Origin of the sequence: Dysgonomonas sp. 520 (assembly GCF_010501095.1) — a bacterium.
Taxonomy (GTDB): Bacteria; Bacteroidota; Bacteroidia; order Bacteroidales; family Dysgonomonadaceae; genus QVMP01.
The window spans coordinates 1-22,662 of the sequence record NZ_QVMP01000035.1; the positions used below are offsets into that span (position 1 = coordinate 1).

Here is a 22,662-nt window from a genome sequence, read left to right on the forward strand (position 1 = left end):
CAAAAGTAATGGATTGGCCTTTTTTATTAGAAAATTTTAAGTAGCAACTTAAATTTATTAGAGAGAATGAGAGGTACTATGCAGAAACAAAAAGATAAACCGATAGCACAAAAACTCATATCCTTTAAAAGAATATCATGTTATCTATATAAGTTGTTTCTATTATCCTATTGGCATTTTCAGTCAGGGATAGTTCAGGCTTAGTTCATCATTGACGAAAAAGCAAGTGCTCTGGCTAAAAACAGAGGTGCTTTTAATTCTGACCTCTATATAAAATATTATGGAAGCTGTCAACTTTTGGAGAGTGAGAAAAATCTGAAAAAACATATCGAAATTCGTTTGTTTTTTGCTCATTTTCGGCTGTTTTTACTCAAATTCTCTATTTTTATATAACCTCTCCTGTCTATATATACCTCCAGGAAAAGAGCCACCCCCAAAAGAACCATACCCCTTACCCCGACTATTACTATAATAAAGTAAAATAGAATTAGTGTTTTTCTTTTCGAAATGAATTTTATTATATTTGTTGTCAAGGAGATTTGTTGTAAAGACAAGTTGAGATATTCCACCGTTAGAATAAATCAAAATAGTTTCAGTGATGTTACAGTAAGAAAATAAAAACCCTTTATAATTTGTTGAATCATAAAGGATTGATAATCAATGCAGTACTCTTCCCCGAACTATTTACGAACCAATTTTATGTACAATTAAAGGAACTCTATAACCTGAAATCGGTTTTAGAAGAGACAGGATTGTACCCTATCACTACTACTTATACAGATTTACGAGCAAGCATATAGTGAGAACGTTGACTAACATACCTGTCTCATTATGTGAATATGCTTTGGTTAATCGTAAAGTTAACCAGTTAAAGCTATACATATATCTGAAATTAAATTCAGAAGGGTACGTTGCGTATAGAAGCGATAATAAAGTCTACAAGGAATGGGCTAAAGCTATCGGTATTGGAGAAAAAACAATCAAATCATCTTTATACTGGCTGATTAAAAAGAAGTGGGTAACAGTAAACGGCAAGAAAGGTCTATTAAAAATTATTGGATATGAGGCATTAATAAGCAAATTAAATTTAAGCCTTAGGACAGGTGTATTATGGGAGTTTAGCCGAAGAGAGGACTATATATATTTGAAGGCATTTTGCTGTGGAGTAGTTATTACCTATTACCTTAGGAAAAAGCGTTATTTTGATAGACAGTCGGGACGCATAAATGGGGGTCTCTCTATGAACTGTAACAAGATTAAAGGTTATTATCCTATGCCTAATAGCTATATTGCAGAATGCCTAAAAGTATCATTGGCAACGGCATGCAGATACAAACAGGAGGCGGAGAAAGGTGGCTATATTAAAACCAAGTCAAATTATTCTTTCTTAATGACATCAAAGGGAGAGAGAATCAAATTGGACTGCTATAGCATCATTCAAGGAGTAATTTCCGACGAAGAAATTCCAAATCGATTAAGAAAGGGTAGAGAATTCTTAAAAATAGTTGAAGCAGACTCGGTTCATAGTTTAATGGAATGCAAGAAAAAAAGCTATGATTATAATAGAAAAAAGTGAAAAGGATATTAGGGGTTTGTAAAGGGGAAGAGGAAAAGGAAATGTTTCATGTCATCGTGAAGAAGGATTGTAGCGGTTAGTAGTGAAGGAAAAAGAGGTTAGAATAGTTGCAGTAATTAAGAAGAAAAAGGTAGTGTGAGTTGGTATAGACAAGCATCCCACAGCAAACTTCAAAAGCGCCCTAAATTGCGACTCTTTAGTGTACTAATAAGATGCAGTAGTAAACGTTTTGTAATCAAGTGCTTAGTGTGTGTGAATTGTTTTTTGCAATTTGTAGAATTGTAATTATTTGATAATAAAATAAATATTCATAATTTCACAATAGCATTTCACTTAACCACAAAAAGAAGAACTGGAACTCGTCAAGTCCGAAACGAAGGTACTGAGATACCCGCAAATGAAATTTGGCAAGCCCAAGCCTAATCGATATGGGCATTGTATGGTTTCCTCGTTTACTTAGAAATTACCAGTTTTTCGTTTCGAGATTTATGTGAACGCTAATGTTATATTTTTATATGCGACGCTTCGCTAATAATATTTATCTTTGTACAAAGAGATAATTTTGAGATCAATTATCTATATGGTAATCTCAATTTTATTAACTTTAAAAGCATTTAAACGCTCAATTTTGATGGAAGAATATAAATATAGATCTCAACTGATAATAAGACATTTTGGTGCAATCAAAGATATTAACATTGAAATAAATAAAGTAAATGTTATTATTGGATGTCAAAGTAGTGGTAAAAGTACAATTGCTAAAGTACTAAGTTTCTGTCAATGGGCAGAAAAAAGATATATAATCGATGGAAGATTCAATTATACCATCGAGGAAATGCTTCAAAAATTTCATAGAATAGGAGATGAGTATTTTATGGAAGAAACATATGTAGAATATAAATCTGATGCAATACAGATAAGTTTTGATTACTCTAAAAATATATCCTTTACTTTATTAGAGAAAAATAAATATTACAAGAGTAAGAATATATATATTCCTGCCGAAAGAAATTTTGCTACAACAATACCTAACTTAGGAAGATACAACGAAACTAGTGATAACATAATGAATCTTCTTTATGATTGGAATGATGCAAAAAAACAATATATAGAATCAAAGGAACTATTGAATATGGGCTTTTCTTTCTCATACGACAAGGTCGCTGAAGAAGACTATATTCATTTTATCTCTCAGGTTGGCAAGGAAAAGAAAATGCCCCTACGATTAGCATCAAGTGGGTTGCAATCAATAGTTCCTTTGATTCTATTATTTGATTATTTGACAAGTGTTTTTTATAAAAAGGAGAGTCCTCTTTCTCCCAATGAAAAAGCAATGATTAATACACTAGTAAACAAAAAATTAGAATCGAATAGTCTGTTCTTATCTTTTAAGGAAATGTTTACAAATCTGGATTTAGAGAAGATAGATAAAAAAGAGGTAGCAAACCTTATTGAAAAAGTAAAGAATATGACTGATCAAATAGCAAAAGAGATACAAGAGGATATGGATTTTAATAAACTTAGATTGGACCTTCAAAAGAAAAGTATTGAAAATATAGAGAAATATCATTATTCCAAGTTTATAATTGAAGAGCCCGAACAAAACTTATATCCCGAAACACAGAAAAATCTCATGTATCATCTTTTGAAAGAAATTGACAATAAAGAGTATGATCATCAACTTCTTTTAACAACACATAGCCCTTTTATATTATATCCTTTAAACAATTGCATGATGGGTTATATAGTTCAAAAAAAGATGCCAGAAGATGAACAAAATGAATTAGCAAGTAAGTCATCATGGATTAATCCAGATTTGGTATCTGTTTGGCAACTCACAGCTGGCGAATTAATTGATCTAAAAGATGAAGATACAGAAGTTATCGGCTCTCATAGTTTTGATAGAATTATGAATGAGGTTATGAGTGAGTATTTCGAAATGTTAGGATATTTTGGTGATGCAGACTAAATTGAAGAGTTTCTTTGCTCAAAAGGAAGATAGAGCAAGTACTAATGGGACAATTAATTCTTCTGAAATTTTTATTATAGATAGAAAAGAAGATAAAGGAGGTGATATTGTAGTTCTTCCTATTGCTGATTTCGATGTTGAGTCTGTTAAATTGCAAAATACAGGAAAAGTAAAGGTTTTTTATTATATATTTCAAGATTTTTCTTTTAAGAAAGAAAGGCTTTTTAATGGTAATATGTTAGGTTTTGAGCCTTTGGTTTCTAAAGATTCTTATCATCATTGTGAATGCATATTATTTCCTAATGACTTATTGGGAAATGAAAAATGGATATTATTGGTTGAAACAAAATATGCTCATGATTATAGAGCAGCATCAGAAAAAAAGAATGATTATCCCCATTGTATGGTGAGGCAAATTGTTAGTACTGCTGAATATCTTCGGAGGCATAATATTATTCCTCCTAATAAAATGGTAGACGCTATTGTTTCTTTTCCTAAGGTGGTAATAAACTATCAGTCAACTTTATTTCAGGGGGATGTATATAGGGAAAATGAAAGAGAGTTGGATAAAAGTAAACCTGTGACAGATAATCATATGTCTATTACTCAAATAGCAAAAAAATACAAGATACGCATTAAAGCACAGAATAATGCTATAATAAATAGTGAAACAAAAATTTCGTTTGCTTAAGGTATATCTCTTAATTTGCTACACTGTAAAAAAAAATATAATCAGCTTGTTGTGGACTTTTTTCTTCAAGCAATGGAGTACATGAGGAAGTGATGGTATTAAAAGAAACAAAAAACTAAATGGAAAACTTATCGAAGGAAAGGTATATCAAGAAATGCCTATCGTAACTTGACTTTACATTAACTGTAAAAAATGGGATTCGATGTTACAGACACTCAAAATAAGTTTCGGCTAATCTGACAATATTTTTCTCTTTCAAACGCCCTCTTAGGGCTTTTGGGGAGGGGATTTGAAAGAAAAAAATATAATTTAGGGTTCAACTCGAACTGACAGCCAAAATTGTAACATCGGATGCTAACTTTTACACATTAACCCTATCAATAACAATATTGCGCCCATTATAGATACAATTATAATGGGCTTATTTTTTATTGCATCTTGCCTGTCAGATAAAAGTTACTTATTGCTTGTATACAAGCATTCCACAGCCAACTTCAAAAGCGCCCTAAATTGCTGTTTCTTGTGTACTAATAAGATAGAACAGTAAACACCTTACAATCAATAGTTTTTATGTGTGTGGGTCGCATTTTTCAGACAAGTAGTTGAATTATAATTGTTTGATAATAAGATAAATGTAGTTTAATTCCACTGAATTGTGGAAAACTTGTGTACAATGCAGTAATTCTGTGTACAAATTGCATAAAAAACATAACACACACACCTATTATCTTCAAGGACGTTAGAAATACACATTATAAGGTGGATTTGTAATTATAATAAATTTTAGCCAATTTGTTGTTAACCATTTTGTTTACAGGTTGTTTAGTGATTCGTTTCCACGAGTGGATCATTGCCTGCGAATACAGTGGATTCGCAAGAAATGCCGATTTATTAACTTGTTGCAAGATAGATATTTGCATATATGTCACAAATACTAAATTACGATTTCCCAGCATGCCGAAAAATAATGGTATTTTTTTTTTCTGAAAAACGTCTGTATAATTTGTGTAATAGTGTGTAATCCATAGATTTACAACAACAAACAACAACAGAATGATTAGCAATAAGTTATACACAATTGGATATGGAAATAAAACATCAATAGAAATGTTCGATCTATTGGAAAAGTATGGAATAGAAAAATTAGTAGATATTCGGTCTATCCCCTATTCAAAGTATCGCCCAGAATTTAATAAGAACAGACTTGCTCTAAGCGCGAAGCTTGTAGGTATTGAGTATATCTACAAAGGGGACGAGTTGGGAGGAAAAACTAACCTCAACTATGAAGATTTAAGAATACAGCCTCTCTACCTATCAGGAATTAAGTATTTGATAGAGTTACTCGAAGCAGGTTATAATATAGCAATAATGTGTTGTGAGGCAGATTATAATAATTGTCACCGATACAGTTTAGTCGGTGAAGATATATTTCAGTTAGGGTATGAAGTAACCCATATCGGAAAAAAAGGAGAATCAATACCGCACAAAAGACTCTTTTGAGAGTCTTTTATTTTTTGCGCAAATACTTAAGCTTATTAAACACACCTTTAACAAACTTAATCAATGGAAACAAGATACATAGCATACTACCGAGTATCCACACAGAAACAAGGAGTGTCAGGTCTGGGACTTGAAGCGCAGCGAACAGATGTAAACAGATTTATTTCCAAAGGAGGTGAACTTATTACAGAATATCAGGATATAGAAAGCGGAAAAAAGAACGACCGCCCTAATCTCATCAAAGCCATTGATGAATGTAAGAAACAGAATGCAATCCTACTAATTGCTAAACTTGACCGCCTCAGTCGTAACGCTTCATTCATTTTCATGTTGCGAGACTCAAAAGTAGATTTCGTATGCTGTGATATGCCAAATGCCAATACTGTAACTATTGGCATCATGGCAGTACTTGCACAAGATGAACGAGAACGGATAAGCCATCGCACCAAATCGGCATTAGCAGAGTTAAAGAAGAAAGGAAAGAAATTAGGTACTCCCGAAAATTTAACCGACAAAGCCAGAGAAACGAGTTTGCAGATCAGACAACAGAACGCTATTGAGGATGAAAATAATCGTAAGGCAGGAGCTTTGATTATTGCATTGAGAAAACAAGACAAGTCATTCTATCAGATAACCAAAGAAATAAATGAACTTGGGTTCAAAACTCGTACAGGGAAGCTATTCCAACAGAATCAGGTGCAGATTTTGTATAACAGATATAAAGAAGATTAACTCCATATATTACCCCAATATTATTATCTCTATTCTAAGTTTAAATAAGCCTTTTTTAGACACTTTTCCCACGTCTCCCCAATTCCCTCGTCTGGCAAACAAAACCCCTCAAATCAAATATAAATAATTAATTGGGATTTCCTATTGTCCTATTTGCTGTAAACCACTACCTTTACATCAAATTTTTAGAATACTAAAAATTAAAATATGAAGGCGTAAGCTTGTTTTTAGGTATTAGAAAATCGCCAATTTTTGAATATCCACCTAAGAAGACAATGCATACGCTCATGCTATATAGGCGTGAGCTATGTTTGTTTGGTGGATTGGTGTTTGGCGATGCCTCTAATACTGACAGGCTTAGTCTCACGCCTTCTTTTATAAATCTAATATTTACCTGCTTCTTGAGACTGAAAGCACAAAACTCAATATCATGGCTAAGAAGACAGCAAAGAAAAACTCGAAGGTAACGAAAGATGGATTTGAGCGCATCTCTATATGGCAGGCAAATGTTGGAGATTTGGTTTGTTATATCACTTCGGAAAAAATTTATATTATAGCTGATAAGACAGAAGATATGGTATCAATGGTAAGCGCTACACAGCAGTTTAATGCAAAATATTCATTTGATGTGAAAAGGGTTTTGCGAGTAGAGGATGTAAATGAAGAAAATTATAGCACGCTGCTTAATAGGCTACCATATTCAGAGAAGAACATAACGTTATCAAATCTTTTACAAATTGCGGATGAATATACACGAACAGGAGTAGTCAGTAAAGCTACATTGGATAAAATACAGCCCGCAACTAATAAATTACTCGAGTCACAACAGGAAGTAATAGAATTTACTCCATTTGAATATAAATTACCTGAAAACTGGAATGCCGATGAATGGTTTGATAAGATACAGGCAAAAGTATTTCGAACAGAAAAAGAAGTAGAAACAAAGTTTATTTTGCCTCTTCTTACTCAACTTGGATACAATGAAGACGACCGATATGATGCAATGTTAATAGAAGGGGCAGAAGGCTCAAGGAAAGTGTCTTTAGAGATAGATTTTGCGATGTTCGCAAATGAGACAGAAGAAATAAAAGAACAGACTATTTTAATCGTGGAAGCCAAAAAGGAGCATAGGTTAACCAAGCAAGTGGAAATAGAAAAAGCTCAACGCCAAGCACGTAGTTATGCTATTTGGACAGGCTGTAAGTTCGGATTAATAACAGATAGTCGTACAATTCAGGTACTTGATATTATGCCAAACATTGGAAGTTACAAGGTTCTATTTGAATGCCAGCGTTCAGAGTTGAAAAACCGATTTGAAGAACTTTATAATCTTGTGGGTAAAGAGAGATTGAGAGATTATTACTTAGAATTGGTGTAACTTTGTTAAAGTTTTATATGACTTGTTTATAGGTACAGGAGGTTTTCTGTACCTTTTTTTGTTGAAAATAAATTGTTTACCCAGAGTGAGAATGTTAAAATATTTTGTTAATTTTGAAAATAATACAAGTAACAAATAATAGAATGCGATTAAATTTTTTCCCAATAAATCTAGGTTCGGAGAAATATCAAATAAATGCAGAACCATATTCTGATGAAAGGATTAAGGAGCTTCGAAATAAATATAATGTTACCCATTCTTTTTTTAGGGATGGAGACAAAATATACATTTCAAATAATCAAGAAGCTGAGGTGGTATTTTTAGGTACAACAGAACAAGTAAATGCATTTGAGAATTATACTATTACAGCAGCTTTAATTAAACATGTCTTTTTTAGGGATTTCAAAGATAGATTCAAGCGATATACACCAATTGACTTTTATCCTTTCAGATTCTTTTCAGGAAAAGATGATTTAATTTTAAATTTATTGCCTGATAGCTTAAAAGGTAGAATTTCATATAAGAAAGTAATTGAGATTCAACTCAGAAAAATAGAACACAATTCGAATTCAATGTTTGGATTTATAATAAATATAGATCGAAATTGGATTTTCTCAATTAATTGTGAAGAAATTTACAAAGAAGGGTTTCCATTAGAGGAAGTAGAAGTTATTCACGCGGAGAATTTGCCTGGATTGGAAAATGTTTTAGCCCCTAATGAAGAATTTATAGGTAGAGTTAAAAGTATTCAAGGAAGTGTAGCGACAGTATCGACTAATAATGGAGATGAAGATTTTCTCTTGTCCGAACTATTCATTCGTAAAACACGATTTAATATTGGTAATTATTTGAACTTTAAAATTGGTAGGGAGAAAAGCACGAAAATTTTTGATGAAATAAAAAGAAGGACTCCAGAAATATACAATGCTGAAAATTTGTATAAAGAAATAGTCAATATTGCAACTCCATTATTTATTGATAAAGATAACAATCAAACAACACCCCACTTATTTCAAAATAAAGATGGTTTTTGCTTTACCGTAGATGCTAATCCTTTACAATTAGATAATTCAATAGAATTGTCTAACCCTTCTTTTATATTTCATTATGATGGAACGAAAAAGAGTAACTATGCAGACAAAGGCCTTACTGATTTTGGACCTTATGATAGTACCACATTTGACATTAAGAATCCCAAAATTTTAGCCATTTGTCATAAAAGTATAAGAGGAACCTTTTCTACCTTCCTTGCAAATCTTAGAGATGGGTTACCTGATTCCAATTATTTCAAAAAAGGTCTGTTAGGTAAATATGAATTACATAGTGCAGATATGAACAATATTCAAGAGGTGCACGAGTATACAAAGATGTCATATTTAAATGCTATAACAGAATTTATTAAAAACAGTAACGAGAAACCTCATTTAGCAATAGTTGAGATACCCTCAAGCTTTAGACAACTCGGAGATAAAGACAACCCCTATTATGAGATTAAAGCTAAGTTGCTTTCATTGGAAATTCCGGTACAGCTTGTTACAACAGAGAAGGTAAAAGGCTTCAATGAATATATTTTAAATTCAATAGCATTACAAATTTATGCTAAACTTGGGGGTACTCCTTGGGTTTTGCCGACTAAACCTTCAGTTGACCGAGAAATTGTAATAGGCATTGGTCATAGTTGGATGCGTGATAATCAATATAAAGGAGCAGAGCAAAATCGGATTGTTGGAATAACAACATTCTTGTCAGGCGATGGTCAATACCTTTTGGGAGAAAAAATCAAGGATGTAAAGTATGATGACTATTTTGATGAACTACTTAAAAGTTTAGAAGAGTCTATCAATTTGATAAGTAATGAATATGCTTGGCAAGATGGAGCTACGGTTAGATTGTTATTTCACGTTTTTAAACCAATTAAGAATATTGAATTTGATGTTATTGGTGCATTGATAAAGAAAATATCAAGATTCAAAATCCAATTTGCATTTATTACTATTAGTAAAAAGCATCCGTTTTTATTATTTGATATAGAACAGAATGGCATTAGAGATAAATTTGGGAATGAAAAGGGTAAATTTATACCCACTAGAGCACAAAATATCATTATAGACAATGAAACCTGTATTGTTCAAATGATTGGGCCAAATGAACTTAAAACGACAAAGCATGGTATGAGTTCTCCTATACAGATAAAAATTAGACGTCCTAGCAATATAGAACAGAATTTAGAGCTTAATAGTATGTTGTACTACGACTTAAGTTATATTGTTCAGCAAGTCTATGCATTTACCTATCTTTCATGGAGAGGTTTTCTACCTAGTGATGAACCAGCAACAATGTTATATTCGAATTTAATATCAAGATTATTAGGGAAAATGAAGAATGTGTCAAATTGGAATGTGGATAATCTCAATTATGGACTAAAAAGAAAAAAATGGTTTTTGTAGAAAATAAAAATACATTCTTGTCTAAAATAGAAGAGAGCAATATATTAAAACTATTCTATTGCTTTTTGCAAAACAATAGTTTGCAAATAAATCTTGAAGACTATCAGAGCCAAACAGATAAAGATTATGCTTCATTTATTCAGGCATTAATATCAAATGATAAGAGTTCTTTTACTCATTTATATAATCAGTTTTGCAAAAAAAAACCTTCTGCTACTTCTCCTTGGGTAAACAATGATTTTTTAATTTTCTCATTAATTGTTGGTGTTTTTCGTTTTGATATAGATAAAAGATGGATAATTAATGTCATCAATACAAGGAATACACAAGATGTTACCCAGCTAAAAATTAATACTACATTAAAAAATATTATCTCTAACAATTTTGCCAGTAATGATAATTTACAAGGAATTGTACTCGTTTTTCAGTATTTACTGTATGGTAATTTTAGTATAGATGTAACTAAATCTTTATACCAAAGAGTAACAAATGACCCTGAATTGTTCTCAGGGAAGCATGATTTTTATACATGTATCGCATTGAGAGCTATAGAAGTTATTGTTGATTCGAAAGATTTTTCAAATGCAAAAGAAATTCATGATTTGAAAAATTTTTCTGAATTATTTTTAAAAAGAGTTGATAGAATAAGTAAGTTTCTTCGCAGTAGTATTATATTAACAGCATCAGGATTACTTATATTCTATATTTGGAAATATGATGAAACTTGGGGGAAAATAGATATTATAGGAGGTGTTTTGGGAAGTGGAGGATTATTCTCTCTTTGGAAGGTTTTATATAATATATTAAAAAAGGGACTTTTGAAATTATTAGGATATTCTCAATATTTCAAATAGACTGAAAATAACTTAAATACGCGCAATTTAACACTGCAAAACAATATGGCTAAAATTACTACTGTAAAAACATTTGAATTTAAGGTAAAGAATGAAAATGGTGGTTTAACTACTGTATATGGGAAGATAGAGAAAGAAGGTAAGCTCTATTATTGGGATATGAGTCATCATTTTAAACCAAGTCCTGCTGCTGGATATTACCTATCCTTCTAAAACAGCATCGAGTATTTCTGAGGCTGAAATGTGGCTAAAAAGCTATATTAATATATTTATTACTGATTTTATTTACAACCCTAATTATTAAAATATGGATGCTTTAAGTTATGAATATTTACTAAGAAGAGTCTATAAAGTAGGAAGGCATGGCAAAGATGGTGCTGATGCAGATATTTATAGACGAATGGAACGAGCTAAAAGGACACTCGAAATAAATATAGAAAGTAAAGAAAAAGGAACAATTCCCATTTCAACTTTAAGCACAGATGAATTGCTCTATCAATATCACAGTGCATGTGCAGGAGTTTGGGGTTATGTTTCCCAAGCAATACGAGATGGATTAAAAGAATATGGCTACCTTTTGACTGATGAAGAAAAAAAGCAGTTAACAGAATCTATTGTAGAGCCTCCTAAGAGATTAGTGGAGAAAGATTACATTGATAAGGCTATCAAAACCGCAGAATCAATTTTTGCTAAGTACGAAATTTTTCCAAAATAGAGCATATCGTTTAACAATAATATTACAAAAGACAATCTAACTCAGGTTGTCTTTTGTTGTTTAAAGAGCTGTTTTATAGTCGATTAAAACCACTTGGCGAAAAAGGAGAATTGGTTAGGAATTTAATTTTTATTCAAAATAAATTTTGTCACATCGTTTTTCATAATTACCTTTGCCGTATAAAAATATAAAAAGTATGGCACTGAATTTTGAAAAATTAAAAGAAAAGCAAAAGGAGTTGGAGGAAAAAGTTCGCCAAGAACAGATGGAAAACATGAGTAAAGAGTTAATTTCTTTTGTTTTGGACGGCGACCTTACACATAGCTTTCGAGAAGAGAAAATACGTAAAGTAACAGAACAATCGAAGAGGGTATTAAGTTATTGGGTAAAAAAAGGCTTAATTCATCCTGCCGAAAGAGAGAAAGAAGGAGCTTGGTTTTATTTTGACCGCACAGAGTCAATCTGGATAGATATTATTACTCAAATCCGAGAATTTGGTTTGGATTTAGACAAAATACTGTTAGTGAGAGAAGCGCTATTTCAAAAAGTAGTAGAAAGTTTTAGGATGATTGATTTCTGTTTGATGCACTCTATCCTTAAAGAGTCGTATTTAATGATAATATATGCAGACGGAAAGACTGGCTTTATGACAACATCTTTATACGCAGAAACAATCTCATCAGAAAATTTACCTCCGCATTTAGTATTTAATTTCTTTCATTTGGCTAAAAACATCTTCCCGAATAACAACTTCACTTTAGGTCTAAAAGACCCTAAAACGGCAGATTTAAGCTCGTCGGAAATGAAAATATTATATTATTTACGGACGGGTGATTTTCAGGAAATTAGAGTAAGACTAAAGGATGGGGAGACATATTTAGTTGAAGCCACAAGGAAAATAGATGTTTCAAACAAACTTATTGATGTTATTCGTGAGGCTAAGTATCAAGACATTGAAATAAAAGTCGAGAATGAACGCATAGTATATATTAAATCCACAGAGAAAATTAAAGCATAAAATAATGACGGAATAAATCCGAAAAATTCGAATAACCTAATCTGTTGAAAAAATCAAGGGTTAGTTTAGGTTGAAATAATAATGTTAAGTACAAATGAATGTAAAAAAATACTAGAAGAAAACAAAGAACAATTCACAGATGCAGAAATAGAACAAATTAGAGAATTTCTTTATAAAATGGCAAAAGTGGTAATAGATAACGGTAATAAAGAGGAGGACAAATTATGAAAACAGAGTTGAAGGGGAAAGCAGCAATATTATATACAAGAGTATCAACAAAAGACCAAAAGGATTTTGGCAATAGCTTAGTATCTCAGAAACGTATGTTGGAGCTATACTGTCAAACCCATGGAATGTCTATTGCTAATACCTTTGAAGAAGATCATTCTGCGAAAAACTTTAATAGACCTGAGTTTTCGGAATTGAAAAAGTATGTGAAAGCCTATAAAAGCAATATAGACTATTTGTTGGTTCAAAAATGGGATAGGTTCTCCCGAAATATCGGAGAAGCTTTGATTATGATAGAGTACTTCAAAAAGATGGGGATAGAAGTGAATTGCGTTGAAAATTGGATTGATTATGAAAGCCCAGACCATATTATTATTCTGTCGGTGTATTTATCTGCTCCAGAGGCTGAAAATTCAAAAATAAGTGATAGATCAATATCAGGAACTCGTCAGTGTCTGAAAGAAGGGAGATATGTCAATACACAGCCCATTGGATATGTAAGTGGTTTAGATAATCAAGGAAAAACACTAATGAAACCCAACGAACGACTAGCCCCACTTATAAAAAAATTATTTGAAGATTATGCTACAGGGCTATACACACAAAAAGAGCTAATTGACAAATATAAACACATAGGTCTAAAGTTGGCTAAAAGTACATTAAGTCGGGTATTGGAAAATCCTCTGTATATGGGTATGGTTAAAGTACCTGCATATAAGAACGAACCTGCGATGTTAGTAGAAGGCCTGCATACTCCTATTATCACAAAAGACTTGTTCTATATTGTCCAATCTATAAAGAAGGGTAAAAATAGAATGAAGAAGGAGGTTCGAGGAAAAAACAAAGATTTTCCGCTAAGTGCCTTAATGGTCTGTCCGATTTGTGGTAGCCCTATGTATGGTAGTACCAGTAATAATGGTAATTCTAAAAAGAAAAAGCGTTATTATAACAATTACAGGTGTCCGGAAAATTGCCAAGGACAAAGCTACAAGGCTGAAATAGTGCATAAGGAGTTGTCGGCAGAATTTGCTAAAATATGCCCGTCTAAAGGAATTATTACTTTATTCAATAATATCATCAAAGACGAGTTAAAAAGGACGCAAATAGACATTATTGCAACTCTAAAGGCAATAGATAGCAAAATACATGAGGTAGAAATAAATCTACAGGCTGTAACGAAGAAATATGCTTTGGATAAGATTCCTGAAGACGTGTATATTCAAATAGCAAGTTCATGTAATTCAGAGTTGATTGATTTGAAAGCAGAGAGAGCCAAGTATACGGATGTTGACAAGGAAACAGAGAAGTATTTGGCATTCGGGACTCATCTAATTTCGAACTTGGATATTTACTTTGATAAATCACCGATAGAGACGAAAACTAAGCTACTCGGTTCGTACTTTACTGAAAAAATAATTTTTGAGGATGGAAAATTCCGAACCCTTCCATTTAATGAAAGTATAACACTTATTAGTAAGTATACCAACGAATTAGCAAATAGTAAAAATAAAAAAAGGGAGAGTTCTAAGAACTCTTCCCTTTCTGTACTCGGAGCGGGACTTGAACCCGCACAACCTAATGGTCACAAGATTTTAAGTCTTGCGTGTCTACCATTCCACCATCCGAGCAAACCTCGAGCAAAAACCGGATTTGAATCCGTTAAATGCTATATTATTGTAAACAAATGCACTTCAAACTTTCTTCAAAGAACAAGTACCAATTTAGCACCTTTTTCAGTCTTGAATTGTTCTACAGATGTTATACAAGTACCTGCTTAACTTTTCGGGTTCGAAATTACATCTTTTTTCTGAAACTACCAAACAACTGATAAATAAACATTTTTTTCTTGTAGAAGATACATGTATAAGTTTTAGAAAAAGAAAGAAAAGACAATTAACACCCAATCACTTGCGATCTTCAAGCAGCGAATAAGTGCCGCAAAAATTACCTATACAAAAATGAGATTAAGTAGAAATAATGCCTTACACTCAACAAATAGCGAGTTATTCATTCTCAAATATTATACTATCACAGTCTTTTTTGAAAACAATAAAACACACCCTTTATCTGACAAAATATTGTTCAAGTATGACTTTGTGTACACGATGCACGTATGCAATTTTTAAAATATAATAATTGCTACATATAATTATGTCACAATATTGAAAATTGAAAATTCATATTTCATTTTTTATCTTATCTGTCTCTCATTTATCCTCTAATTTTGTTTGATGAAACAACGTAATACTTGTAGCTAATCCCAATGTTTATTGGGGCTCAATGATAACATATAGCGGAAACAAGATTGAATGCACTAATTTTAAAACCGACTATTTAGGTGCTGCAAATTTATCGAATGGGGTAGGAATTATCAACCAGACTGAGATCCTGACGGATACCCTCCTGAGATAAATGAAATGATTAATTAGGTGTGATAATTAAGCAGTATGTAGAGGGGTTGATAATTACATAATATGTAAATTATTAACCCTCTTTTTTTATAACACCAATCAGTATTTGGTTTTATTATAACAAAAACACTGGATCAATAAAAAAATGACTCTCCTCAAAAAGACAGGAAGGGCCAAAAAAAGAACCACTTTCCAGTGATTCTTTTAGTTTAGTTGAAATCCCTATCGAAATATCGAACGATTTTATTGAGGATTGGAAGAGGATTACTACATTTTTATTACATTTGGTGAATTTTTAACTAAAAGAAACGCATTTATGAAAAAAACATTATTTATTCTTTTCTTATTAACATTAGGTTGTACTTTCACCCTATTTGCTCAGGATGCAAAAAAAGAAGCCGAAACAGTTAAAACAAAAATGGATGCTTTCTCATCTAAAACAGGGACAATAACTAAGTTTATAGACACTAAACTTCCTAACTTAAAAACATCTTATTCTTCGCCTGAAACTCGGATTAGAAAAATCAGTAATACAAATACATCTGCCTATTTCTATCAAATTGAAAAAGAAGGAAAGTATAGTAATACCACAGCCTCAATTGAATATTCAGACTTACTTGAAGTCATAAAAGCATTATCTGTATTAAAGGTTGACGAGAGTAAAGATATTGCTTTAAATCCTGATTATTTAGAAAATAAATTTATAACTGTAGATGGCTTTCAAATCGGATACTATGTAAGTAAGGGTAAAAGTACTTGGTATATAAAGCTTGAAAAATACGGATCAGATAATACTGTATTTATAAATGATGTAAATATTGTGGAAGCTGCATTTACTGAAGCTAAGAATAAAATAGAGGAACTAAAAAAATAACTCAGTATTCACCGGATCAGCCCGAAAAGTTGTGGAGTTAGAAAAAAGGGAGTAGCTTTGCTTTATGGAAACAGGCTACGAACTATTATTACCCGATGGTATATTGACTTATTTTGATGTAACCCATGCCGAACGTACCTCTACGGCAATATTAATCTATTTGGATGAGAAGGATTTATCGGAAGAAGAGCGTAAAGGCAAACATCTTCAATCCAAAGGTTTTTACCCACCCGCATCGATACACGACTTTCCTCTTCGAGGGAAAAGTTTAATACTTCACGTCCGTCGCCGTCGCTGGCAGGATATGGACACTGGCAATCCGTATATGCGTGATTGGGAAGTAGTAGCAAAAGGCACTCGTCTAACCGAAGAGTTTGCCTCTTTTTTAAAAGGAACACCTGGATAATACTCCCGTTAGTTGTAGTACATTAGCTAAGTTTTATGGTTTAAACGCACAAAGACTGGAAGAGTGGTATCGTATCTATTTGTCTGGCTTTCTTGAATGGTCGGAGCGTGAACACGCAGACAAATGGCTGTTGTTTCCCGAGAATATAAGCCCTTACCTAAGTATAGATGAGACTTCTTTGAGTGATGATGAACTCTATACAATTATCACCAACAAAGAAGCTAAAGGTAGGAAAGGTTCTATTGTCTCTATAGTACGAGGAACAAAAGCTGAAGATGTTATTGAAGTCCTATTAAGGATTAAAGACAGATTACGGCGTAAGGTAAAAGAAGTCACTTTGGATATGGCTGCCAATATGGGGGTAATAGTAACTCGTTGTTTTCCAAAAGCCTCGCAGGTAACAGACCGCTTCCATGTACAAAAGTTAGCCTGTGATGCTCTGCAGGATATGCGGATAGCTTTTCGTTGGAAAGCCATTGAACAGGAAAATAAAGAGATAGCCCTGGCCAAAGAGAATAAGGAATCGTATGTGCCATTGATCCTTGAAAATGGGGATACACATCGTCAACTTCTTATACGCAGTCGTTATTTATTGTTTAAAAATGAAGACAAATGGACTCCCCGACAGAGACAAAGAGCTGAAATACTATTTCACTATTATCCAACATTAGAAGTCGCCTATAAACTAACAATGCAACTAAAAAGTATCTATCATACCACCAAGGATAAAAAAGTAGCCCTCACCCGTTTAGCGCGCTGGTATAATGCCATTGAGGAGTCAGGCTTTGAGCATTTTGGAACGGTGATGCGCTCTGTGCAAGCACACTACAAAACCATATTAAACTTCTTTGATAGAAGAGCTACCAATGCCTCGGCTGAATCCTTTAATGCTAAAATTAAAGCTTTCAGGGCTCAATTCAGAGGTGTCTGGGATAAAGCTTTCTTCTTGTTCAGATTAACAAAATTATATGCGTAAAATCAAAATCCCTCATATTTTTACGTTGATCCGATCCTTTGTCTCGGCTCTTGCCGAGATTCTCTGCAAATAAAAAAACAATAGGCATACAAATCATCGATTTACATGCCTATTATTTTTCATCTCTGGTGACTCTGTCAGGATTCAAACCTGAAACCTTCTGATCCGTAGTCAGATGCTCTATTCAGTTGAGCTACAGAGCCGTCTCTTTTACTTAAATGCGATGCAAAGATAATCACTTTTCTTTACGAGACAAACATTTACATCCTCTATTTTTAAGTTTTTTTTCAACCATATAATTATCAACAATTTATAGCTCGAATAAAAATCAGAATCTGAACTTTATTTTAATCATAAACCTAGTTCAAGCCACTATTACATCAAAATTTATTACTTTTAGTCCAACTTTTATGTTAGTGAATTATGAAAAAATACGGCAACAACATTATACAGTTCTGGCATAACATAACAAACAAAATATGGAGGCGTGAAACCAATGTATATTTCGTATCCGGAATGTGCTACAACTGCAAAGTATTCGACAATATAACTCTACCCGAAGGCTTCAATAAAATTTATATCGAGTGGCTCATTCCCCAGAAAGATGAAACATTGTCCGATTATTCTAAAAGAATGATTGCACCGATCAATACTAAACGCCCGTTTGTGCTGGTCGGGTACTCGTTTGGCGCTATCATCCTCTACGAAATGAACAGATATGTTAAACCTCAAAAGAATATTATCATATCTTCGTTCAAACGCGAAGACGAAACCCCTACCCTTTTCAGACTGGCAAAGTCTATCAATTTTGCGGAAAGAATCCCCGAAAAAGCATATTCTGCAACACAATTTATTACAAATATCTTCAACAGGCTAGTATATACCCTGCCAACTTCATCCTTAGACGAATATATGACACAAACAGACCCCGTCTACATAAAATGGTCCATACATCAAATCACAAACTGGCAGCCTCACTTTCTCTTGCCTAACGTCTACCATATACATGGAACGAAAGACCAGATATTTTCATTCAAAACAATAAAAGACGCTATTGAGATTAAGGATGGCGATCATCTTATGGTTTTCAAGAAACACAAAGAAATAAGCGAAAATCTCAGTCAAATTCTCTCCGACGGGTGAATCTTATTATTTTCCGGCCTCTCTTAGTTTTATCTTTGTCAACACTTGTTTGGTGTTCAACGAAAAGTCGGCATCCATCATCCAAGCATAAAAGCTTGGCTCTGATTTCAATACTTCCGCAACAGGTTTTCCCTTATGCTTTCCGAAATTGAAAATCTCAATACCATTTTCATTTCTTATTATTCGCCCGGCCAAATCTACATTATCATTAAAGAATGAAAATTCTTTTGCCAATTCGCCCATATCGTTAGGCAGATCGTCGTATCTGTCCAATTGAGCCTTCAACACTTCGTAAGTTGCCAACGTATCGGCCTCGGCAGAGTGTGCGTCTTCAAGTGTCTTATTGCAATAGAACTTGTACGCGGCTTCGAGTGTCCGTTGTTCTTTCTTGTGGAAAATAATCTGAACATCAATCAGTTTACGCTTCGTAAAATCAATATCAATCCCCACCCTGAGAAACTCCTCTACAAGCAATGGTATATCGAACCGACTGGAATTGAATCCTGCCAAATCACACCCTTCAATCTGGTCGGCCAATGACTTTGCAATCTGTTTAAACGTTGGTGCGTCTTTCACATCCTCATCGGTTATGCCATGAATGGCAGACGATTCGGCCGGAATAGGCATCTCCGGATTCAGGCGTTTTGTTTTCACTTCCTGTTTGCCATTGGGTTGAATCTTCAGGAAAGAGATTTCAACAATCCGGTCTTTCACTACGTTGGTTCCGGTAGTTTCGAGATCGAAAAAAACAATTGGATTTTTCAGATTAAGTTCCATATCATAAAGTTTTTTATTTTCAACAAAACACAAAAATAGGGTTTATTTTGCAGTTGAAGAAATGATTTCATATTTCAAAGTTTCTCTACTGCTGGGTAAATAATAAATCTTCACCTGAATTGTTCCGGGCAGACTATCAGCTTCGTCTTTCAACTTCTTTAATTCCCGGTATTGATAAAGATTTAGATTCATCCTACCAATTCTAAATTTATAAAAAGCACTGCGTCCGCTAGATTTATATCTTCGCAAAGATTCTATATTTTCTATCCGCTCTTCATACTCTCCTTTTAAAATATGCCGAAGGTCGATTATTAATGATCGGGTGAATAAAATCGCAACAAAAGCGCAAATAATAATCACCAAAACGACAGTTCCATACTTTCTCCATTTTTTTATTGGCTTTGCGCCTTCCTTTTGACTTTGTATGGCTGCATATATAATCATAAAAGCGAACAGAAGAAGAACAGGCACCAATATAGCCAAATGCAGATAGTATGGGAAGTAGAAACCACCGCCAAATAAACTATATGCAGGATAGTAAAACAACCAATATATTACAGATTCTGCTCCTTCCGGATAGAACAGGCTAAGTAGCATAAATATAAATGCCAGAGCAAATGCAATTATTACAAGAAGGGGCAAAATCTTCTCTTTTATGATAGGTCTATATCTTTTCATTGTGTAGCAGCTTGGTCCTTACAGAAAAAAGCCTTACTGCTTCCCTCGGAAAAGACAATAAGGCTCTATATATTATACAATCTCAATGTGAGATCAATCGTTCAGCATCATAGGCATCAGCAACATTAGCAAATCTTCGTCCGCTTCTTTCTCTATCGGGAAAATCAATCCGGCACGAGACGGGTCTGACAATTCCAACGAAACATCACTTGCCGGTATATTGCTCAAAATTTCGATCAGGAAATTAGATTTAAATCCAATGTTCATTGGTGTTCCCACATACTCGCAAGCGATAGTTTCTTCCGCAGCAGTAGAGAAATCAATATCCTGAGCCGATATAACGATCTTATCATCTGCCAATTGCAATTTCACCAAACTGCTGGCTGGGTTAGAAAACACAGATACACGCTTCAATGCATTCAAGAATGAAAGACGATCTAACGTCACCTTATTTGTGTTGTTTTGTGGTATCACAGAATTATAGTTCGGATAACGCCCTTCGATGAAACGGCATGTCATCACATAACTTGACATCGCAATATATGCGTTATTTTCATCAAATTTGATCTCAACCTCTTCTGCTTCTTTTGGAAGAATAGCCCTCAACAAGTTAGCCGGTTTCTTTGGCAATATGAAAGATGCCCTTTCCGAACCTTTTGCCGCAAGCGTCTTGCAACGTACCAGTTTATGCCCATCCGATGCCACAAACGTTACATCGTCTGTTGTTATATCAAAATAAACTCCATTCATCACAGGGCGCAACTCGTCGTCCGCACCTGCAAATATAGTTCTGTTGATACCTGAATACAGAACCGACGGGGCAATCTTCAAACTGATGGCCGAATCGCTCAATTGCTTTGGCTGAGGATAGTCTTCGCCACTTTGTCCTATAAAATTATATTTTCCGTTATGAAAATAAATGAACACCTCAAGATTCTCGTCATTGATACTGAATGTGAGAGGCTGTTCGGGAAGTTCTTTCAATGGATCTAACAAGTTTTTAGCATTTATAGCCAGTTTTCCGCTGCCCTCAACTTCACTCACTTCCACCGAAGTCTCTAAACGGGTTTCTGTATCTGCCGCCGTCAACTTCAATGTTGACCCATCCAAATCTAACAAGAAACAATCGAGAATAGGCAAAGTATTTTTTGAATTGATCACTTTACTTATAGCCTGCAAATGACTTAGCAAAGATGTACTTGAAACAACAAATTTCATATTATATCTGTATTTTTTAATTTTTGATTCATTAGAGCAAATATAGGCATATTTTTCTAAACGACAAGCACCGACAAGAGCTGCTATTCAGAAAAAAATAAGGACAAAACACTTACTGAAAAATGTTTGTCCTTATCGTATGAAATTTTGGGTTTAAGCCTCCTAATTAATCCTTACATAAGACCCACCTGTACATTGAGGGCATCCCCCTACAGAACCAATACTAAAACTTCCAGTCAAGGGACTTGGTAAGTTTCTACCTCTCACCGAAACTGCAAAATATACAGTACGACCTGTGCTAGTGCTTATTGTTATGTTCTCGCTCAAATAAAAACGATAACTATTCATACCACTGAACGATTCTTTTTGACCATATACTTCGTATGAACCTGGAAAGCGGGGTGACGCTGCATTCCAGATACTTATATCATCCCGGGGAAGAAGTTGAATGACCACACAGTCTACATATGAGTCCGACCTCAGGTTTGTAAATACAATCCTCATCCCCAATGTAAAAGAATATGTTCCATAAAACGGCATTTCTATCGAATAAGTCTGATTAGTGCTTACATTTTTTAACATAGCGCTTGTAGATTTAAGAGACGAATCATCTATTGTTGGAATTGAAAATGAGAATATTTTTGGTTCCACCCTCGTAAAATCACTAAACCCGGGTGCAGACCACTTCCCATTGCCTGTGGCATCTGATGTTAATACCATGCCATTACCTTGGCTTCCGTCTTGTAACCTAAATCCTTCACCTTGCGTAGCAGTACGAATATCAACTTTTGCTTGAGGGTCATTTGTCCCTATCCCCACGTTGCCGTCAGTTTTCACCACCACATCGTCCGAAATGTTTGTATTTCCGTTTGTGTTTCTTTGCCCATCAATGTGAAAAATACCCTGAGGACTTTCCGTGTTTACTCCGACCTGTCCGTAAGCAACGGAACAAGCCAAAAGAGTCAATAATAATAATTTTTTCTTCATAATTTTTAAATGTTGTTTGTCGTGTTAATTAATTCAAGTTGCTATTTATAGTTTGTATAATTTATCGAATGTATATGCCCAGAT

The 22,662-nt window shown here is 33.8% G+C and carries 20 protein-coding genes, 2 tRNA genes and 1 pseudogene; 17 read left to right on the forward strand and 6 right to left on the reverse strand.

Going from position 1 to position 22,662, the window contains the following annotated elements; translation table 11 throughout:
* Positions 1-808 precede the first annotated feature (808 nt).
* The 13 genes and pseudogenes from D0T56_RS15505 to D0T56_RS16920 all read left to right on the forward strand — a co-directional run.
* On the forward strand, positions 809-1,576 hold the full coding sequence (locus D0T56_RS15505) for a hypothetical protein (protein ID WP_163321082.1): 768 nt from the start codon (positions 809-811) through the stop codon (positions 1,574-1,576).
* Positions 1,577-2,207: 631 nt separating this feature from the next.
* Positions 2,208-3,545, forward strand: a complete 1,338-nt coding sequence (locus tag D0T56_RS15510) for an AAA family ATPase (protein WP_163321083.1) — start codon at positions 2,208-2,210, stop codon at positions 3,543-3,545.
* The gene (locus D0T56_RS15515; protein ID WP_163321084.1) at positions 3,535-4,236 is read left to right on the forward strand and encodes a hypothetical protein; all 702 of its coding nucleotides are present in this window, start codon (positions 3,535-3,537) and stop codon (positions 4,234-4,236) included. Before D0T56_RS15510 ends, D0T56_RS15515 begins: the two co-directional genes overlap by 11 nt.
* Before the next feature lie 1,053 nt (positions 4,237-5,289).
* Positions 5,290-5,736: a DUF488 family protein gene (locus tag D0T56_RS15520; RefSeq protein WP_163321085.1), complete on the forward strand. Its 447-nt coding sequence runs from the start codon at positions 5,290-5,292 to the stop codon at positions 5,734-5,736.
* Between the two features lie 63 nt (positions 5,737-5,799).
* Positions 5,800-6,468 carry a recombinase family protein gene (locus tag D0T56_RS15525; protein WP_163321086.1) on the forward strand — a complete coding sequence of 223 codons (669 nt, stop codon included), beginning with the start codon at positions 5,800-5,802 and terminating at the stop codon, positions 6,466-6,468.
* A gap of 430 nt (positions 6,469-6,898) precedes the next feature.
* Positions 6,899-7,846 carry a type I restriction enzyme HsdR N-terminal domain-containing protein gene (locus tag D0T56_RS15530; protein WP_163321087.1) on the forward strand — a complete coding sequence of 316 codons (948 nt, stop codon included), beginning with the start codon at positions 6,899-6,901 and terminating at the stop codon, positions 7,844-7,846.
* A gap of 143 nt (positions 7,847-7,989) precedes the next feature.
* Positions 7,990-10,293 carry a Piwi domain-containing protein gene (locus D0T56_RS15535; RefSeq protein WP_163321100.1) on the forward strand — a complete coding sequence of 768 codons (2,304 nt, stop codon included), beginning with the start codon at positions 7,990-7,992 and terminating at the stop codon, positions 10,291-10,293.
* Entirely contained in the window at positions 10,281-11,147 is an 867-nt protein-coding gene (locus D0T56_RS15540) for a hypothetical protein (protein ID WP_163321088.1), read from the forward strand. Before D0T56_RS15535 ends, D0T56_RS15540 begins: the two co-directional genes overlap by 13 nt.
* Before the next feature lie 45 nt (positions 11,148-11,192).
* The gene (locus D0T56_RS15545; RefSeq protein ID WP_163321089.1) at positions 11,193-11,360 is read left to right on the forward strand and encodes a hypothetical protein; all 168 of its coding nucleotides are present in this window, start codon (positions 11,193-11,195) and stop codon (positions 11,358-11,360) included.
* A gap of 94 nt (positions 11,361-11,454) precedes the next feature.
* Positions 11,455-11,862: a hypothetical protein gene (locus D0T56_RS15550; RefSeq protein WP_163321090.1), complete on the forward strand. Its 408-nt coding sequence runs from the start codon at positions 11,455-11,457 to the stop codon at positions 11,860-11,862.
* A gap of 196 nt (positions 11,863-12,058) precedes the next feature.
* Positions 12,059-12,880, forward strand: coding sequence for a MerR family transcriptional regulator (locus D0T56_RS15555; RefSeq protein WP_163321091.1), 822 nt, complete (start codon positions 12,059-12,061; stop codon positions 12,878-12,880).
* A gap of 81 nt (positions 12,881-12,961) precedes the next feature.
* Entirely contained in the window at positions 12,962-13,108 is a 147-nt protein-coding gene (locus D0T56_RS15560; RefSeq protein WP_163321092.1) for a hypothetical protein, read from the forward strand.
* A pseudogene (locus D0T56_RS16920) lies at positions 13,105-14,103 on the forward strand (recombinase family protein); the annotation flags it as partial. The gene D0T56_RS15560 and the pseudogene D0T56_RS16920, both read left to right, overlap by 4 nt.
* 550 nt (positions 14,104-14,653) lie before the next feature.
* Here D0T56_RS16920 and D0T56_RS15575 read toward each other — a convergent pair.
* A tRNA-Leu gene (locus D0T56_RS15575) sits at positions 14,654-14,736 on the reverse strand.
* Positions 14,737-15,835: 1,099 nt separating this feature from the next.
* Here D0T56_RS15575 and D0T56_RS15580 point away from each other — a divergent pair.
* From D0T56_RS15580 to D0T56_RS15590, 3 genes are all read left to right on the forward strand, one after another.
* On the forward strand, positions 15,836-16,393 hold the full coding sequence (locus tag D0T56_RS15580) for a hypothetical protein (protein ID WP_163321093.1): 558 nt from the start codon (positions 15,836-15,838) through the stop codon (positions 16,391-16,393).
* Positions 16,394-16,457: 64 nt separating this feature from the next.
* A complete protein-coding gene (locus tag D0T56_RS15585; RefSeq protein ID WP_163321094.1) occupies positions 16,458-16,799 on the forward strand; it encodes a hypothetical protein in 342 nt (113 codons plus the stop codon).
* Positions 16,800-16,854: 55 nt separating this feature from the next.
* The gene (locus D0T56_RS15590; RefSeq protein ID WP_221412366.1) at positions 16,855-17,775 is read left to right on the forward strand and encodes a transposase; all 921 of its coding nucleotides are present in this window, start codon (positions 16,855-16,857) and stop codon (positions 17,773-17,775) included.
* Positions 17,776-17,901: 126 nt separating this feature from the next.
* Here D0T56_RS15590 and D0T56_RS15595 read toward each other — a convergent pair.
* Positions 17,902-17,978, reverse strand: a tRNA-Arg gene (locus tag D0T56_RS15595).
* A 220-nt stretch (positions 17,979-18,198) separates the two neighbouring features.
* Here D0T56_RS15595 and D0T56_RS15600 point away from each other — a divergent pair.
* Entirely contained in the window at positions 18,199-18,918 is a 720-nt protein-coding gene (locus D0T56_RS15600; RefSeq protein WP_163321095.1) for an alpha/beta hydrolase, read from the forward strand.
* Positions 18,919-18,924: 6 nt separating this feature from the next.
* Here the strand turns inward: D0T56_RS15600 and D0T56_RS15605 are convergent, their stop codons facing one another.
* The 4 genes from D0T56_RS15605 to D0T56_RS15620 all read right to left on the reverse strand — a co-directional run bounded on the left by D0T56_RS15605 (position 18,925) and on the right by D0T56_RS15620 (position 22,578).
* A complete protein-coding gene (locus tag D0T56_RS15605) occupies positions 18,925-19,695 on the reverse strand; it encodes a 3'-5' exonuclease (protein WP_163321096.1) in 771 nt (256 codons plus the stop codon).
* A 42-nt stretch (positions 19,696-19,737) separates the two neighbouring features.
* Entirely contained in the window at positions 19,738-20,373 is a 636-nt protein-coding gene (locus D0T56_RS15610) for a hypothetical protein (RefSeq protein ID WP_163321097.1), read from the reverse strand.
* Positions 20,374-20,466: 93 nt separating this feature from the next.
* The gene (gene dnaN, locus D0T56_RS15615) at positions 20,467-21,591 is read right to left on the reverse strand and encodes a DNA polymerase III subunit beta (protein ID WP_163321098.1); all 1,125 of its coding nucleotides are present in this window, start codon (positions 21,589-21,591) and stop codon (positions 20,467-20,469) included.
* 162 nt (positions 21,592-21,753) lie between these two features.
* The gene (locus tag D0T56_RS15620; RefSeq protein ID WP_163321099.1) at positions 21,754-22,578 is read right to left on the reverse strand and encodes a hypothetical protein; all 825 of its coding nucleotides are present in this window, start codon (positions 22,576-22,578) and stop codon (positions 21,754-21,756) included.
* Between the last annotated feature and the right edge of the window lie 84 nt (positions 22,579-22,662).

Coding starts and splice junctions, on each gene's coding strand:
- D0T56_RS15535 (WP_163321100.1), top strand. CDS start 7,990: ATGCGATTAAATTTTTTCCCAATAAATCTAGGTTCGGAGAAATATCAA.
- D0T56_RS15545 (WP_163321089.1), top strand. CDS start 11,193: ATGGCTAAAATTACTACTGTAAAAACATTTGAATTTAAGGTAAAGAAT.
- D0T56_RS15610 (WP_163321097.1), bottom strand. CDS start 20,373: ATGAAAAGATATAGACCTATCATAAAAGAGAAGATTTTGCCCCTTCTT.
- D0T56_RS15510 (WP_163321083.1), top strand. CDS start 2,208: ATGGAAGAATATAAATATAGATCTCAACTGATAATAAGACATTTTGGT.
- D0T56_RS15520 (WP_163321085.1), top strand. CDS start 5,290: ATGATTAGCAATAAGTTATACACAATTGGATATGGAAATAAAACATCA.
- D0T56_RS15585 (WP_163321094.1), top strand. CDS start 16,458: ATGGAAACAGGCTACGAACTATTATTACCCGATGGTATATTGACTTAT.
- D0T56_RS15530 (WP_163321087.1), top strand. CDS start 6,899: ATGGCTAAGAAGACAGCAAAGAAAAACTCGAAGGTAACGAAAGATGGA.
- D0T56_RS15600 (WP_163321095.1), top strand. CDS start 18,199: ATGAAAAAATACGGCAACAACATTATACAGTTCTGGCATAACATAACA.
- dnaN (WP_163321098.1), bottom strand. CDS start 21,591: ATGAAATTTGTTGTTTCAAGTACATCTTTGCTAAGTCATTTGCAGGCT.
- D0T56_RS15555 (WP_163321091.1), top strand. CDS start 12,059: ATGGCACTGAATTTTGAAAAATTAAAAGAAAAGCAAAAGGAGTTGGAG.
- D0T56_RS15540 (WP_163321088.1), top strand. CDS start 10,281: ATGGTTTTTGTAGAAAATAAAAATACATTCTTGTCTAAAATAGAAGAG.
- D0T56_RS15515 (WP_163321084.1), top strand. CDS start 3,535: ATGCAGACTAAATTGAAGAGTTTCTTTGCTCAAAAGGAAGATAGAGCA.
- D0T56_RS15580 (WP_163321093.1), top strand. CDS start 15,836: ATGAAAAAAACATTATTTATTCTTTTCTTATTAACATTAGGTTGTACT.
- D0T56_RS15620 (WP_163321099.1), bottom strand. CDS start 22,578: ATGAAGAAAAAATTATTATTATTGACTCTTTTGGCTTGTTCCGTTGCT.
- D0T56_RS15525 (WP_163321086.1), top strand. CDS start 5,800: ATGGAAACAAGATACATAGCATACTACCGAGTATCCACACAGAAACAA.
- D0T56_RS15550 (WP_163321090.1), top strand. CDS start 11,455: ATGGATGCTTTAAGTTATGAATATTTACTAAGAAGAGTCTATAAAGTA.
- D0T56_RS15605 (WP_163321096.1), bottom strand. CDS start 19,695: ATGGAACTTAATCTGAAAAATCCAATTGTTTTTTTCGATCTCGAAACT.
- D0T56_RS15560 (WP_163321092.1), top strand. CDS start 12,962: ATGTTAAGTACAAATGAATGTAAAAAAATACTAGAAGAAAACAAAGAA.